General features: G+C 72.1%; 11 protein-coding genes. 5 read left to right on the forward strand and 6 right to left on the reverse strand.

What is annotated here, in order from left to right; all coding sequences use genetic code 11:
- Positions 1-68: 68 nt before the first annotated feature.
- The 3 genes from ABZV77_RS02725 to ABZV77_RS02735 all read left to right on the forward strand — a co-directional run bounded on the left by ABZV77_RS02725 (position 69) and on the right by ABZV77_RS02735 (position 5,988).
- The gene (locus ABZV77_RS02725; protein WP_356249515.1) at positions 69-1,334 is read left to right on the forward strand and encodes an HRDC domain-containing protein; all 1,266 of its coding nucleotides are present in this window, start codon (positions 69-71) and stop codon (positions 1,332-1,334) included.
- A 1,298-nt stretch (positions 1,335-2,632) separates the two neighbouring features.
- The gene (locus ABZV77_RS02730; protein WP_356249517.1) at positions 2,633-3,859 is read left to right on the forward strand and encodes an acetyl-CoA C-acyltransferase; all 1,227 of its coding nucleotides are present in this window, start codon (positions 2,633-2,635) and stop codon (positions 3,857-3,859) included.
- Entirely contained in the window at positions 3,856-5,988 is a 2,133-nt protein-coding gene (locus tag ABZV77_RS02735; protein WP_356249519.1) for a 3-hydroxyacyl-CoA dehydrogenase NAD-binding domain-containing protein, read from the forward strand. Before ABZV77_RS02730 ends, ABZV77_RS02735 begins: the two co-directional genes overlap by 4 nt.
- 73 nt (positions 5,989-6,061) lie before the next feature.
- On the opposite strand, the gene ABZV77_RS02740 is transcribed toward ABZV77_RS02735, so the two are convergent.
- Complete coding sequence (locus tag ABZV77_RS02740; protein ID WP_356249521.1) at positions 6,062-7,150, reverse strand: hypothetical protein; 1,089 nt, start codon at positions 7,148-7,150, stop codon at positions 6,062-6,064.
- A 94-nt stretch (positions 7,151-7,244) separates the two neighbouring features.
- Between ABZV77_RS02740 and ABZV77_RS02745 the strand changes: the two genes are divergently transcribed.
- Positions 7,245-7,613: an NTP pyrophosphohydrolase gene (locus tag ABZV77_RS02745; protein ID WP_306338569.1), complete on the forward strand. Its 369-nt coding sequence runs from the start codon at positions 7,245-7,247 to the stop codon at positions 7,611-7,613.
- A gap of 19 nt (positions 7,614-7,632) precedes the next feature.
- On the opposite strand, the gene ABZV77_RS02750 is transcribed toward ABZV77_RS02745, so the two are convergent.
- The 4 genes from ABZV77_RS02750 to ABZV77_RS02765 are packed head-to-tail and all read right to left on the reverse strand — an operon-like array spanning position 7,633 to position 12,980.
- Positions 7,633-8,703 carry an NlpC/P60 family protein gene (locus tag ABZV77_RS02750; protein ID WP_356249523.1) on the reverse strand — a complete coding sequence of 357 codons (1,071 nt, stop codon included), beginning with the start codon at positions 8,701-8,703 and terminating at the stop codon, positions 7,633-7,635.
- A 15-nt stretch (positions 8,704-8,718) separates the two neighbouring features.
- The gene (locus ABZV77_RS02755) at positions 8,719-9,201 is read right to left on the reverse strand and encodes a poly-gamma-glutamate biosynthesis protein PgsC/CapC (protein ID WP_356249525.1); all 483 of its coding nucleotides are present in this window, start codon (positions 9,199-9,201) and stop codon (positions 8,719-8,721) included.
- Entirely contained in the window at positions 9,198-10,730 is a 1,533-nt protein-coding gene (pgsB, locus tag ABZV77_RS02760) for a poly-gamma-glutamate synthase PgsB (protein ID WP_356249527.1), read from the reverse strand. The genes ABZV77_RS02755 and pgsB overlap by 4 nt, the downstream gene beginning before the upstream one ends.
- Positions 10,731-10,736: 6 nt before the next feature.
- Entirely contained in the window at positions 10,737-12,980 is a 2,244-nt protein-coding gene (locus ABZV77_RS02765; protein WP_356250158.1) for a HAMP domain-containing protein, read from the reverse strand.
- Between the two features lie 318 nt (positions 12,981-13,298).
- On the opposite strand from ABZV77_RS02765, the gene ABZV77_RS02770 reads away from it, so the two are divergent.
- The gene (locus ABZV77_RS02770; protein ID WP_356249528.1) at positions 13,299-14,195 is read left to right on the forward strand and encodes a hypothetical protein; all 897 of its coding nucleotides are present in this window, start codon (positions 13,299-13,301) and stop codon (positions 14,193-14,195) included.
- A gap of 20 nt (positions 14,196-14,215) precedes the next feature.
- Here ABZV77_RS02770 and ABZV77_RS02775 read toward each other — a convergent pair whose 3' ends face one another.
- Positions 14,216-15,718 carry a glycosyltransferase family 39 protein gene (locus tag ABZV77_RS02775; RefSeq protein ID WP_356249530.1) on the reverse strand — a complete coding sequence of 501 codons (1,503 nt, stop codon included), beginning with the start codon at positions 15,716-15,718 and terminating at the stop codon, positions 14,216-14,218.
- Positions 15,719-15,761 lie beyond the last annotated feature (43 nt).

Raw genomic sequence — 15,761 nt, forward strand, 5'->3', positions numbered from 1 at the left:
CCCCTCGCGCGCCCGTCGACGGAACGTTCCGTCGACGGGCGCTGTCCATACACAGATACCCTTGACAGGTGACCGACGCCCAAGAGACCGCAGCAGACAGCTCACTGCGAACCACCGGAGGCGCTCCTCCGGACGACGTCGAAACGGCGCCGACCCCGCTGCTGGAGCCCCGCGACGGCATTCCGGCGGTGATCGCCGACGAGGAGTCCCTCGCCGCGACCGTCGCCGCCTTCGCCGCGGGCACGGGACCCGTCGCCGTCGACGCCGAGCGCGCGTCCGGCTACCGGTACGGACAGCGGGCCTACCTCGTCCAGCTCCGCCGCGAGGGCGCGGGCACCGCGCTCGTCGACCCCGTCGCCTGCCCGGACCTCTCCGCGCTCGGCGAGGCCCTCGGCGACACCGAGTGGGTCCTGCACGCCGCCACCCAGGATCTGCCGTGCCTGCGGGAGATAGGCATGGTGCCGTCGCGGATCTTCGACACGGAGCTCGCGGGGCGCCTCGCCGGGTTCCCGCGCGTGGGCCTCGGCGCGATGGTCGAGAGCGTCCTCGGGTACGTGCTGGAGAAGGGTCACTCCGCCGTCGACTGGTCGACGCGGCCGCTCCCCGAGCCCTGGCTGCGGTATGCCGCGCTCGACGTCGAGCTCCTCGTCGACCTGCGTGACGCCCTGGAGAAGGAGCTCGACCGGCAGGGCAAGCTGGAGTGGGCCCGCGAGGAGTTCGACGCCATCGCGTCCGCGCCGCCCGCGCCGCCCCGCAAGGACCCCTGGCGCCGGACGTCCGGCATGCACAAGGTGCGGCGGCGCCGTCAGATGGCGGTCGTACGGGAACTGTGGACCGCCCGCGACAAGGTCGCCCAGCGGCGTGACGTCTCCCCCGGCAAGGTGCTCAGCGACGGGGCCATCGTGGAGGCCGCGCTCGCGCTGCCGCCCAATGTGCACGCGCTCGCGGGGCTCACGGGCTTCGGGCACCGCATGGGGCGGCGCCAGCTGGACCAGTGGCAGGCCGCGGTCGACCGCGCGAAGGCGTTGGCCGACTCCGAGCTGCCCCAGCCCGGGCAGACGGTGAGCGGGCCGCCGCCGCCGCGGTCCTGGGCGGACCGGGACCCCGCTGCCGCGGCGCGGCTCTCCGCGGCGCGGGCGGCGGTCTCCGCGGTGGCGGAGCGGCTGCACATGCCGCAGGAGAACCTGATCACTCCGGACACGGTCCGGCGCGTCTGCTGGGAGCCTCCGGCTCAGGTGGACCAGGAGTCGGTGGCGGCGGCGCTGGCGGCGCACGGGGCACGGGCCTGGCAGATCACACAGGTCACACCGGTCCTGGTAACAGCCCTGGCCTGACGCCCCCGGGTCGGCCACCCTGCCCCACCGCTGCGCTTGCTCCCGCCCATCCGCCTCGTTCACTCCGCCCCGGCGCGGGCGAACGAGGCGGATGCGCACCTGCCCACCCCGGCGCCACCGCACCCACGCGTCCGCCCCCGTCGGCTCGGGTAGGCCGCCACTCCCCCGCCGCTCCGCGGCCCCGCACCGCCCCGCACCGCACCGCACGGTGAACGAGACGGGCGGACGGTGCCACGTCCCGAGGCCGGTAGCCAGCCTGGCCCTACGCCGCCGCTCCGCGGCGGATCACTCCCACCCACCCACCCGTTTGCCCCGCACCGCACGGTGAACGTGACGGGCGGACGGTGCCACATCCCGGCGCGGCCACACACCGCACCCCTGTCCCGCCGCTGCGCGGCGGATGATCCCCACCCACCCGTTCACCCCGCACCGCACGGTGAGCGAAGTGGGTGGGGTCGTTGCACGTCTCGGTGCCAGTACGCGGCTTCGTTCTGTGCCCGCCGCTCCGCGGCGGATCGTCCCCCACCCGCCCACCCGTTTACCCCGCGCGTCCCAGCGCCGTAGGAGCAGGCGGGACGCCGTGACCCAACCCGCCCCGCACCGAACCGGACACCCCACCCAGTCACCCGTCCCCATGGTGCGGATACGTGCGGGCAATCCACCGCAGAGCGGCGGGCAGGGGCGAGATGTGCCGGGGCGATGACGTCCTACCCGCGCCTACGGGGCCGATGCGCGGAGAGCGCACGGGTGGGTGGGAGCGAGCCGCCGGACAGCGGCGGGGCAGGGGGCCGGCCGCACGCCGGGGCCACAGGCATCCCGCTGCCCCTACTGGGCTGGTACGTGCCGGGCAAACGGGTGGGCGGGTGGGGATGATCCGCCGCGGAGCGGCGGGACAAGGGCAAGCCACACGCCGGGGGCGGTGGTGTCCCGCCCGCCCCTACCGCGCGGATCGGTGCCGGGCAAACGGGTGGGTGGGTGGGGATGATCCGCCGCGCAGCGGCGGGGTAGGGGGTAGCCGTGTGCCGGGGCCGTGGCGTTCTACCTGGGTCCGCGGGGCCGATGTCTGCGGGGCCTATGCCTGCGGGGCAGGCCGGTAGGTGGGGTTGGGGGCTGTCTCCCCAGGGTCCGCGGGGCCGATGCGTGCGGGGCAAGAGGCCGGGGACGGGGCCGAGTGGAGAGTGTGACGTTCGCCTCGGTGAGGCGGGGCCCGGCGGGCCTTGGCCGCGTAGTTACCGGCAAGTAGGGTGGGCTGTGGAAGCGCGCCTCGCAGGCGCACCGCACCCTGGAGGAGAGCCATCGTGCCTCGTACCGTCAGGGACGTCGTCTTCGTGGACGGCGTCCGCACCCCGTTCGGCAAGGCGGGCCCGAAGGGCATCTACCACGAGACCCGTGCCGATGACCTCGTCGTGAAGGCCATCCGGGAGCTGCTGCGCCGCAACCCGGACCTCGACCCCGCCAAGATCGACGAGGTCGCCATCGCCGCGACCACGCAGATCGGCGACCAGGGTCTGACGATCGGCCGCACCGCCGGCATCCTCGCCGGGCTGCCGCAGTCCGTGCCCGGCTACTCCATCGACCGCATGTGCGCCGGCGCCCTGACCGCCGTGACGTCCGTCGCGGGCAGCGTGGCCTTCGGTGCGTACGACATCGCCGTCGCCGGTGGTGTCGAGCACATGGGCCGCCACCCCATGGGTGAGGGCGTCGACCCCAACCCGCGGTTCGTGAGCGAGAAGCTCGTCGACGAGTCCGCCCTGTTCATGGGCATGACCGCCGAGAACCTGCACGACCGGTACCCCACGATCACCAAGCTGCGCGCCGACGAATACGCCGTGCGCTCGCAGGAGAAGGCCGCCAAGGCGTACGCCGACGGCAAGATCCAGGCCGACCTGGTGCCGATCTCCGTACGCCGGACGAACGAGGAGGCCGGTGAGACCGGCTGGGGCCTCGCCACCGCCGACGAGCCGATGCGTCCGGGCACCACCCTGGAGAGCCTCGCCGGGCTGAAGACGCCGTTCCGTACGCACGGACGCGTCACCGCGGGCAACGCCGCCGGTCTCAACGACGGCGCCACCGCCTCCCTCATCGCCTCCGAGGAGTTCGCGCGGGAGAACGGCCTGCCGGTCAAGATGCGGCTGGTCTCGTACTCCTTCGCGGGTGTCGAGCCCGAGGTCATGGGCTACGGCCCGATCCCGGCCACGGAGAAGGCGCTCGCCCAGGCGGGCCTGTCCATCTCCGACATCGGTCTCTTCGAGATCAACGAGGCCTTCGCCGTGCAGGTGCTCGCCTTCCTGGAGCACTACGGCATCGCCGACGACGACGCCCGCGTCAACCAGTACGGCGGCGCCATCGCGTACGGCCACCCGCTCGCCTCCTCCGGCGTACGCCTGATGACGCAGCTGGCGCGGCAGTTCGAGGAGCAGCCCGAGGTCCGCTACGGCCTCACGACCATGTGCGTCGGCTTCGGCATGGGCGCGACGGTCATCTGGGAGAACCCGAACCACAAGGACGCCGGAGGCGAGAAGTGAGCACCACCACCGCTGAGCTCCTCAAGGGGGCCGCCGAGCTGTTCCCGGACGAGGTCGTCACGCAGGCGCACGTACGCCACCTCGACCTGCCGCACGGTGCGGGCCGCTTCGCGCTCATCACCCTCGACAACGGCTTCGACCACACCAAGCCGACCACCTTCGGCCCCGGCTCGCTGGCGAACCTCGACGCCGCGATCACCCAGGTCGAGAAGGAGGCGGCCGAGGGCGGAATCGTCGGTGTCGGCATCACCGGCAAGCCGTTCATCTTCGCCGTCGGCGCCGACCTCAAGGGCGTCGAGCTGCTGAAGCACCACGAGGACGCGCTCGCCATCGGCAAGGGCGGCCACGAAGTCTTCAAGCGGCTCTCCGGGCTCGCCGTGCCGACCTTCGCGTACTACAACGGTGCCGCGATGGGCGGTGGCGTCGAGGTCGGTCTGCACTGCTCCTACCGCACCGTCTCCAAGGCGCTGCCCGCGTTCTCGCTCCCCGAGGTCTTCCTCGGCCTGGTCCCGGGCTGGGGCGGCTGCGCGCTGCTCCCGAACCTGATCGGCGCCGACAAGGCCGTCTCGGTCATCATCGAGAACTCGCTGAACCAGAACCGTCAGCTCAAGGGCAAGCAGGTCTTCGAGCTCGGCATCGCCGACGCGCTCTTCGAGGGCGCGGACTTCCTTGAGCAGTCGCTGATCTGGACGGCCTCCGTCCTCAACGGCAAGACCGAGGTCGTCCGCCCCGAGATCGACCGCGGCGAGGGCTGGGAGGCCGCCGTCGCGCGCGGCCGTGCCATCGCCGACTCCAAGGTGCACGGCGCCGCTCCGGCCGCCTACCGCGCCCTGGAGATCATCGCGGCCGCCAAGGACGGCGACCTGCAGAAGGGCTTCGACGCCGAGGACGTCGCGCTCGCCGACCTCATCATGGGCGGTGAACTGCGCGCGGGCATCTACTCGTTCAACCTCGTGCAGAAGCGCGGCAAGCGCCCCGCGGGCGCCCCGGACAAGAACCTGGCGCGCCCGGTCACCAAGGTCGGCGTCGTCGGCGCCGGTCTGATGGCCTCGCAGCTCGCGCTGCTCTTCCTGCGCCGCCTCGAGGTGCCGGTCGTCCTGACCGACATCGACCAGGAGCGCGTGGACAAGGGCGTCGGCTACGTCCACGAGGAGATCGACAAGCTCCTCCTCAAGGGCCGCGTCAACCAGGACAAGGCGAACCGCCTCAAGGGCCTGGTCTCCGGTGTCCTGGACAAGGCCGAGGGCTTCTCCGACGCCGACTTCATCATCGAGGCCGTCTTCGAGGAGATCGGCGTCAAGCAGCAGGTGTTCGCGGAGGTGGAAGCCGTCGCTCCGGCGCATGCCATCCTCGCCACCAACACCTCCTCGCTCTCGGTCTCCGAGATGGCGTCGAAGCTGAAGCACCCCGAGCGGGTCGTCGGCTTCCACTTCTTCAACCCGGTCGCGATCCTGCCGCTCCTGGAGATCGTGCGCGGCGAGCAGACCGACGACGCGTCGCTGGCCACGGCCTTCGGTGTCGCCAAGAAGCTGAAGAAGACCGCTGTTCTGGTCAAGGACGCTCCGGCGTTCGTCGTGAACCGCATCCTCACCCGCTTCATGGGCGAGATCCAGAACGTCATCGACGAGGGCACCCCGGTCGCCGTCGCCGAGAAGGGCGTCGAGCCGCTCGGCCTGCCGATGTCGCCGCTGGTGCTCCTGGAGCTGGTCGGCCCGGCCATCGGTCTGCACGTCTCGGAGACCCTGAACCGTGCCTTCCCCGAGCGCTTCACGGTCTCCCCGAACCTCGCGGCCGTCGTTAAGGCGGGCAAGCGCGGCTTCTACGTGTACGACAGCGGGAAGCCGGAGCTCGACCCCGAGGTCGCCGCGCTCCTGAAGCAGGGCGACTCCGTCCTGACCGAGGAGCAGGTCCGCGACCGCGTCCTGGACGCCGTGGCGCAGGAGATCGGGCTCATGCTCGACGAGGGCGTCGTCGCCGAGGCCCAGGACATCGACCTCTGCCTGATCACCGGCGCGGGCTGGCCCTTCCACCTGGGCGGCATCACGCCGTACCTGGACCGTGAGGGCATCAGCGAGCGGGTGAACGGGAAGCGGTTCCTGGCGCAGGGCGTGGCGAGCGTCCCGGCGTAACGCGCGGAGCAACGTCGGCGGGCCGTACGGGAGATGTCCCGTACGGCCCGCTTTCGTTTCGCTCGGAGCCGGATCAGGCCCGCGTCCACGCCTCCAGCGCGAGCCCCGCCTCGGCCTTCTGGCGGGCGAGCCGCAACGTTCCGTCCAGGCCGATCGCCGCCATGACCACGCGGCCCTGCGCGTCGAGCGCCAACGACGGTGAGCCCAGGCACGGTTCGCCGGTCTCGGCCCACCACAGGCCCGCCCCCTCGTCCTCCGTGGGGAACGCGGCGAGTGCGGGGCGGCCCGTGCTCGTGCGGTGCGCGAGGACCGTGCAGTCATAGCCGTCGACGGTCGTGCGGACGGCGGCCGTGGGTCCGGTGCCGGGGCTGCCGCCGAGGGGCAGCGCCGGGCCGCCGTTCGCCGGGCGGTGGGCGAGGACGCCGTCGCCTAGCGCGTCGGCCGCGTAGTACGTGAGGCGGTCGGGGCCGGTCTCCAGGGCCGTGCCCGAGCCGGGGGCCGGGGCGAGCGGGACGTCGTCCGTGCGCTGCAGTTCACCGGCCTGCTTCTCCTGGGCCCAGCGCAGCGTGGCCTTGCCCGCGGGGGCGAGGACCTCGACCCGGCCCGTCGACGTGGCGACCGCGACCGTGCCGTCCAGGGTGTCGCGGACCTTGAAGTCCTTCCACCCCTCCCATTTGCCGCCCTTGCCCTCGCGGCGCATCCGTACGCTGCCCACCGCGTCCCGCACGAAGACGTGGACGGTGCCCGCGGCGTCCACCGCGGCGGCGGGCGCGCCCAGGTGCGGGGCGCGCTCGACGAGCTTGGTGTGCGGGTTGCCGAGCGAGCGCCAGTCCATGAGCGGTCTGCCCGACTGGTACTGGATCGAGTGCACGATGTCGACGACCGGACTGCCCGACTTGCCCGGCTCGGCCGCGGTGTCCCGCCGCTCCCTGCGGCCCAGGAAGTGCACGTAACCGTCGGCACCCTGCGCGAGGGTGAGGTAGGTCAGGTCGGGCACTTCGAAGAACTCGGGGCCCTCCCAGTCGGGTCCGCCCGGCCCGGCCTCCGTCCAGCGCAGGAGGCCGCCATCGGCGCGGGCGTAGGCGGTGAGCCGACCGTCACGGCCGCGCAGCAGCCAGCGGGCGGTCTCGGGGGCACCGGTGCTGGTGGACCTCGACGGCATGAATCGGCGCCAACCCTTCCACGTTCACGTACGCACGGCGTTCTCAGCGTTCTCGGCGTTCTCGGTGTGCTGGCTATTAGTTTACGTTTGCCGCATGAGAACTCTCGTCGTCGTGGATGCCGCGAACGTCGTCGGGTCCGTGCCCGACGGATGGTGGCGGGACCGCCGCGGGGCCGCCGAGCGGCTGCGGGACTCTCTCGTCCCGTACGCGACGGACGGCCTGCCGGGACATCCGGGGCCGCTGGAGGTCGTCCTGGTCGTCGAGGGCGCCGCGCGCGGTGTGGAGTCCGTGCCCGGCGTACGCGTGGAGAGCGCGTCCGGCAGCGGCGACGACCGGATCGTGGAAGTGGCCGCGGAGGCGGCGGGGCGGCCCTGTCTGGTCGTCACGGCCGACCGTGAACTGCGCCGCAGGGTGGGCGAGACGGGGGCCGAGTGCGCCGGTCCGCGGACCGTGCGCCCCTGACCCCCGTCGGGGACGTGCCTCAGAGCCGCTTCGCGCTGCGCAGCGTGGAGGCGTAGTAGCCGTTCCCGTCGAGGCGCGACGTGCCGCCCTTGTCGCCGATCGTCGGGCCGTTGACCTCTTCGCGGCTGGAGATGAAGATCTTGTGGCCGTCGGCGTCGTGGCCGAGGAAGATGCCGACGTGGTCGAGGCGGTCCTTGGTCCGGTTGTCGAGCTTGAAGAAGACCAGGTCGCCCGGCTGGACCACGTCGATGGACTTGGGGCGGTCGGCCGCGGTGACGCCGTTGAGCTTGATGACGTCCGTACCGACCTTGCCGCGCGCCATGCCGTTGGCGGTGCGGGGCAGGCCGTCACCGGCCTTGTCGGAGGACATCAGCGGATAGCGGGCGCGGTAGCCGAAGACCGTGCGGATGAATCCGGAGCAGTCCATGGAGCGGGCCCGTATCGCCTCCGGCTGGATGGTGGTGCCGTCGCGGAACGTGTACGGGATGCCGAGGTAGTCGAAGAAGTCGGACTCCTCCAGGCGCAGGTCGTTGCCCGAGCTGCCGGTCGGGTTCAGCGGGCCGAAGTTGGCGTCGCCCGCGTACTCGATGCCCTCGTCGTCCTTCTTGGCCGGTGCGCCCTCCACGTACTGGAACGCCATCGCGAAGATGTCGTCCTGCTCGCTGCCGGAGAACTCCTTGTACCAGTCCTTGAACCACTTCTCCTTCTCCGCGCCCGCCCGCCAGGTCTCCGGCATCAGCCGCACCCAGTCGTTGGTCACGACCCGGGACTTGGTGTGGGTGGGCTCGGTGAAGGTGCGGCCGGGGCCGGTCAGCGTCGCGGTGCGGGCGCCGTCCGTGAAGGTGGCGAGGACCTTGCCGCCCTCGGTGCGCAGGACGGAGCGCTCGGGGTTCTTCAGGCGCTCCCACTTCTGCTTCCCGCCCTCCTGCCCGGTGCTGTTGTGCAGCCCCGGCGCGTCGGTGACGGCCTGCACCTTCGGCGTCCTCGCCTCCTCCTCCTTGCGCAGTTCCACGGTCAGATAGGCGCTGCCCGCGAGCAGGGCGAGCACGGTCGCCGCGTGCACGGCGGGACGCTTCTTCTTGGGCGGCATGAATGGCTCCTGGAATCAGGCGGACGGCATGAAGCCGAGGAGGATCCCGGCGGTGAGGACGACGTAGGCCATGAGCGTCACCGAGCCCGTGGCGAGCAGGGTGGGGCCCTTGGGCTGGCGCACCAGCTGGTAGGCGATCAGGCCCGGCACGATGAAACCGAGGGTCTGGTTGCTGTACATCAGCGGGAACTCGAGCGAGAGCACGATCATCACGGTGGCCTGGAGCACCACGCCGGTGAGGACGACGGCAGCGAACAGGCGCTTTCCGTAGAGGATGATGAACCGCTGCATGAGGAGCGTGCAGACGTAGGTGAGGACGGTGACGCCCACGACCATCGCGGCGCGCTGCAGGTCCTCGACGAGGGTGAGCGCGAGCCAGCCCGGCGTGATCATGCCGCCGGGCGAGAGGTTGGTCGTCAGATAGCAGACCAGGGAGAAGAGCAGCCCGAGCGCGATGCCGACCGCGGCGATCTCGGGGGTGAGGACGGAGGGAATCAACGGGGCTCTCCTGGACTGTGCCACTGCTGGGGGTCGTCTGCGGCGTGCGGTACGGGCGGCACCCGCGGCTCGAACAGGCCGCGGGTTCTCGGGGGTTCGGGCTGGGGCTGCGGTTCCTGGGGCACGTACGGCTCCGGCGGCGCGTACGGCTCATGGGCCTGCTGCGGCGCGTACGCCTCGTACATCCCGTGGCTGCCGTACGCGGCCTGGGGCACGGGGTGCGGCTCCGTGTACCGCGTCTCGTACGCCTGCGGGTAGTGCTGGTAGGGGTCGATGCGGGGCACGTAAAGCTGCATCGTCTCGACCGGGTCGCCCGCGGGCGCGGCGGCCGGTGCGGGCTCCTCGCTCTCGTCGGCGGGCAGTTCGGCGAGGCGCTCCAGGAGCAGCTCGCCCTGGCCGTGGATGTTGCCGATGGCGACGAGCGAGGAGTCGGGGCCGAGCTGCGCGAGCATCTGGCCCATGAACTCCTCGGGGTCGCGCCGGTCGCCGCCGAGGTCGACGGCGCGGGAGCGCCAGTCGGCGGGGATGGCGTCGATGGCGGACTTCGCGGGGTGGCCGATGACGAAGACCTTCTCGGGCTGGAGATCGGGGATGATCTCGCCCATCTGGCCGTTGCGCTCGACGCGGTCGGGGCGGCAGTTGATGACGACGTTGAGCGGGCGGTTGATGGCGCCGAGGTCGAGCAGCTGGTTGATGTTCATCAGCGTCGACTCGGGGTCGTTGGCCGCGAAGACGTTGGCGAAGCGGAGCTTCTTGCCGTCCTCGGTGGCGTACCGCTCGACGGAGAGGACACCCGGGTCCGGCGGGGCGTCGTACATGCCCTGCAGGGCGACCTCGCGGCCGACGCCGAGGAGCTCGGCGACCTTCAGCGCGATCGACACGTTCTCCTTGAAGGTGAACCAGCTGAAGCCGCGCAGCTCGTCGTCGGTCACCGTCTCGGGGTCGGCGTAGATCAGCTCGCAGTTACGGGCGTCGGCCTCCTCCTGGAGGATGTCGAAACGATCCTTCTCGGCGGTGACGCAGATTCCGTTCTCCGGCATGGAGCGGCACAGCGAGCGCGCCACGTCGTCGAGGGTCGGGCCCATCTCGGCGAGGTGGTCCTCACGGACGTTGCAGAGCACGCCGATGGTGGAGCGGATCAGCTTGGACTGGTTGATCTCCTGGAGTGCGGGCATGACGGCCATGCACTCGATGACCAGGGCGTCCGGGTCGTAGGCGGCGGCACGCCGCACGATGCCGATCTGCTCGACGACGTTGGCGATGCCGAACTTTCGGTAGACGGGCTCCTCGGTGGCGTCGGGGTGGATGAAGCGGGCGGCGGTGCCGGTGGTCTTGGCGACCGTGTTGAGTCCGCCGCCGCGCAGCGCGCCCGCGCACAGGCGGGTGATGGAGGACTTGCCGCGGATGCCGTTGACGAGCACGCGGCTGGGGATGTGCTCCAGGTTGGCGAAGTGCCGCCGCTGTTCGACGACTCCGGCGACCAGCAGGATGGCGCAGCACACCACGAGAACGGTGAAGAGGAAGAGCACGGCGGTTCAGTTCCTTCCGGCGAGCCCGGCCGTGGCGCCGTCCCGCTTGCGCTGCGTGCCCGTCGGCAGCTGTTGCCTGATGAGTTCGAGGCTGCGGGTGACCGCGCCGACCTCGTCGTGGTGGCGCGGATAGAGGACGGTGCGGCGGTCGCCGTCGGCGAGCGCCTCCGCCTGGTCCGCGAGGTGCCGCAGCGGTCGTACGACGACGATGTGCAGCCAGCCGAGGCAGGCGGCGGCCGCGGTGATGCCGAGCATGCCGGCCAGGACCGTGCGGTTCTGGTAGGTGTACTCGGGGATGGCGAGGCCGGAGACGGGCTGCCAGCTGACCACGGTCCAGCCGAGCGCGCGGGCCGCGCCGCCGCCGTCGAACGGGGCGGCCGCGGCGATCCGCAGGTCGCCGCTGTCGCGGTAGAGGATCCCGCTGGGGGTGACGCTCTGGTCGGGACCCGTCTTCTTGGCGCTCTTCGCCGCGAGCTCTTCGAGACGGCCGCCGGGCAGGTCCTCGAATTCGAGGTAGCCGGTGTTGGCGCCGATCACCCGGTGCTTGGTGTCGACGACGCGGACCTCGCCGAGGCCGGGGCGCTTGAGCAGCGAGTTGAGGAACTCGATGCGGAACTCGCCCACCACGGCGGCGCCGTGCCTGCCCTGCATCTCGGCGGTGCCGATGATCACCGGCTCCTTGCCGCCCTCGTCGATGACGTGGATCAGCTCCCGGGAGGGCCCCTTGCCGGACGGGCTGCGGGGGTCGCCGCCCGCCTTGGCGAGGACCTTGCCGTCGGCGTCGAGGACGTACAGGGACTTGTAGCGGGAGTGCTGGTTCAGGGTGCTTTCGAGGACCTTGGCCATGTCCGAGGCCTCGGTGCGGTCGCCGATGAGGGAGGCGACCGAGGTGAGGTCGGCGTGGCCCTCGTTCAGGGCGCGGCGGACGCGGTCGGTGAGGGTGTTGGTGCGCTCGCGCTGGTCGCTGACCATCTGCTGCGGTACGTCGACGGAGTCACCGGCGCGGTTGAGCAGCAGCAGGAGCGGCGCGGACCAGGCGAGCAGCAGGACCGCACAGACGGCGATGAGGGTGCGGGAGCCGAGGCCGCCGCGGCGGGCCCTGCGCTCCTGCGGCGCCGCGGGTTCGCCGGTGAGCTGGCGGCGCAGGCGTTCGAGGGCGGCGCCGATGCGGGCGGCCTCGCCGTGGCGCGGCACGGAGACCGGTCTGCCGAGGTCGCCGCGGGTGAGGCGGCGGCCCTCCAGGAAGAGCCGGATCAGCGGGCGCTGCACGGTGCGTACGAGGAGGTAGACGGTGAGCCCGCCGATGAGCAGCAGGGCGCCCGCCGCGAACAGGCCGAAGGCGGAGTCGCTCTTCGCCTTCGGGTTCTCGGCGACCGGGACCATCGCGACGACGCTGAGGCCGAGCCGGGTGGCCGCGGTGGACTCGCCCGGCTCCGATCCCGCGAGGTTGGCGTATCCGGCGACGGCGCGCTGGCCGAGGTAGCGGTCGCCGGTGAGGCTGCCACTGACTCCGGCGAAGCCGCCCGAGCCGGGCTCCTTGGCCATGAGCGGGTGGGTGCGGGACTTCTTGGCGGCGGTGGCGGCGAACGACTTGAGCTGCCCGTCGGCCTGCTTGACCTCGGCGCGCTTGCGGTCGGTGTCCACCTGCTCGGGTCCGGGGATGCCGTCGGTGCTGAGGACGTCGCCGCCCTCGTCGACGACGGCGATGGCGCGGACCTTGCCGAGGCTGATGCCGGGGAAGCGCAGGCTGCTCGATGCGACGAGGAGCTGCTGGGGCTGTCCCTTCCAGGTGAGCAGGGCGAAGGAGAGCAGTCGGGTCTCGCCGTTCTCCATGCGCACCATGCGCGGGGCGAGTCCGTCCTTGTCCGCGAGACCGCCGCGGTCGATGGCGGTCAGCGGGAGGTTCTCGCCGCGGGCGGCGAGGAGCTTGCCCGAGGAGATCTCGACGACGGCGGTGCCCATCCACTTCTGGTAGACGCTGCCGATCTTGTCGAGGACGGCGTCGGCGGGCACCGGGTCACCCGCGCTGAAGAGTTCGGCGCTGCGGGTCAGGTCGGTGACGGATTCGTCGATGGAGGCGCGCAGGGCGATGGCGCCGTCCTCGGCGAAGTGCTGCTGGGACGTCTTGACCGCTTTGGGGACGGCTTCTTGTCCGGCCCGTCCAAGAGTGAGGGCCGTGACGGCCGCGAGGGCGAGGAGCAGGACCGACAGCACGGCGATGGGGGGACGTATGCCGCCCAGCAGAGACATGTCGGTCCTTCGGCGGACCTTCTGCCGCCGCTTCTGGCGCGAAGCGGCCAAGGGGGGCTCCTCTCATGGAGTGACGCGGGGGGATAAAACTGGGGTGGAGCAAGGGGTGGTGCGAGGGGTGGTGCGAGGGGTGGAGCGGGGGGAGCAGAGCACACAGTGATGCACTCCGGAAAGGTCTGACACATCAACCCCCGAGAGGGATGTGCGAAGTAAGTGAAATGTGAGCCAGATCGCGTCGGCGGTGCGTTTAGCCCTCGTCGCGATCGCCCGGCACCCCGCCTTCGGAGGCGCGGATTCAGGACGTTTCTCCTGGTCAGCATGGCCGTCCTCACCCTTGCGCAGTGTGGCGGGGGCTCTTCTGACGACGCTGCCGGTGACGGGGCGGGAGCGCGGGATCGCGGGAACCTCACGGAGCTCGTCGGCGCGTACACCGCCGGTTTCGGCACGGACGGCGGGTACCGCCGCCCCTCGCGGGCCGACCGGCGTGCGGTCGCCGCGGGTATCGGGCTGCTCCTGGACGACCGGCGCTCTCAGGCCGAGCGGCGGCTTTCCGATGTGGATCTCACGGTGCGCACGGTCACCGACCGCGCCGCCGGGCGGCGGTTCGCGGAGATCGCCGACCGCTCCGACGACGGCACGGCCCCGCGCGGCTGGGGCCGCGTCTACATCGACCTCGAAGGACCGGTCCGCTGGTCCGTGCAGGTGCCGCACCCGGTGGCCGACCGCGACACCGAACGACTCGGCACCGAGCTGATGCGCCGCTCCCCCGGCGGCGTCCTCGTGCTCGCGGGGGCGCACCGCGACGCCGGGCGCGGGGACTCGGCCGATGTCGCGCACCGCAGGGACACCGTGTTCCACGCGGTCTGCGACGAGCTGGTCCGCCGCGGCCTGCCCGGCATCCAGTTGCACGGCATGACCGACGACGCGGCCCCAGGACACGACGTCGTCGCCTCCACGGGCCGGGGCAGGGAGGCCGTCACCGAGGGCCGCCGCCTCGCGGACGCGCTGCGGAAGCGGGACTACGACGTGTGCCGCGCCTGGGTGAGGTCCTGTCCGCTCGAAGGCCTCGACAACATGCAGGGGCGCTCGGCCGCGGCGCACGACGTGCCCTTCCTGCACCTGGAGTTCGAGCCCCGGCTCCGCGAGCGCCGCGGCGACATCAGGTCGGTCGTGGCTGCCCTCGCGACCGTCACGCGCACCTGGCAGCGGCCCTGAGGCACCCGCTGCGGCGCCCCTTAGGGCACCACCCGCGGCACCCGTACGTACACCACCGCCCCTTCCGTCCGCGCCACCGGCTCGTACCCGACCGCGAGGATCCGCCGCAGGGACGGGACCCGTTCCGGTGCGAACGGCTTGCCACGCGAGTCGTCGACGACGACCGCGGGCGGGTGGCTGCGCAGCTCCTCGCGGAAGACCGGCCAGGCACCCTCGACCGCGTACTTCTCCCCCACCTGGGGCCCGTTCCTACCCCCGCTGTAGTTGGTGAGCAGCCCGGCCGTGAGGAAGCGGCTGGCGGGGGCGCGGTCGGCGAGCCAGTACGCCTCCGGGTGCATCCCCCAGAACAGCACCCGGTCGTCCGGGGCGGTGCGGGCCCGCACGGTCTCCGCGAGCCGCGCGGCGTGGGCCAGTTCGGGGCGCGGCGCGAGCAGGCCCCAGGCCAGGAACACCGCGCACCCGCACCCGGAGACGACGATCGCCCGCACCGTCCGCTCGCGCGGCAGGATCTGCAGGGCCGCCACCCCCAACAGGGCCAGCGGCGGCATGAGTTGCAGGTAGTAGTGGCCGAAGAAGTGGAATCCGAGCAGTACCGCGGCCACCGACGAGGCCAGCCAGAGCCACAGCTCCGCGGCCCCGGTACGGGCGATGCGCAGGACGCGTAAGACCGGTGCGACGATGCCCGCACAGGCCGCGGCGAGGACCGCCGCATTCACCAGTCCCCGGCCGAGTACGTGGAGTTCGGAGCCGGTGAAGGAGGCGTAGGCACCCGATCCCGTCACCGTCCAGAACACGAAGCCCGTGGGCGTCGTCAGCAGGGCCGCGGCGAGGACGGGCCCGCCGAGCCCGGCCGCCAGGCGCCCCGCGTCCCGCCGGGGAGCCCCGTCCCGCCACAGCAGCCAGGCGACCGGGAGCAGCACCGCTCCCCCGGTCTGCTTGGCGAGGAACGCGCAGGCCACCGCGGCGCCCGCCGCTCCCCACCGGCGACGGTCGGCGCACCACATGGCGGCGGCCGTGCACGGCAGCATGAAGACTTCGAAGGCGGCGGCCTGGGCGTCCTCGGGGTTGAGGCCGATGGAGATCAGGAGGTACAGCACACCGGCCGTGCGCCCCGCCCCGTCCCCCCAGCGGCGCCGGGCCAGCGAGACGAGGAGCACCGCCGTCAGGAGCTGCGCGGCCGCCGCGAGCACCTTCAGGGGCAGCAGCGAGCCGTCGCCGAAGAGCGCGAAGGTGCCCGCGTACAGCCAGGGGACGAGCGGCGGCTTGCGGTCGACGACCGTGGTGTAGAGCTCACCGCCGTGCGCCAGCATCCGCGCCTGGACGGCGAGATACCCCTCGTCGGGGTTCCACAGCGGCCACCGCAGGGAGGGCAGCCGGGTCACGCAGGCCAGGGCGGCGAGCAGCGGGAGCAGTCGGGCCCAGTAGGGGTTCCGGACGCCCCGGTCGGCGACGTACTCCTTGCGCGGGCCCGGCACCCGGAGGTTGCGTACGGAGCGTAGTGATGCTGAGGGCGGCGCGACCATACGGTGCACGCTATCCGGCCCCGCAGTCCCTATCGGATCGGGA

Source organism: Streptomyces sp. NPDC004732, assembly GCF_040609235.1.
In the GTDB taxonomy this organism is placed as follows: domain Bacteria; phylum Actinomycetota; class Actinomycetes; order Streptomycetales; family Streptomycetaceae; genus Streptomyces.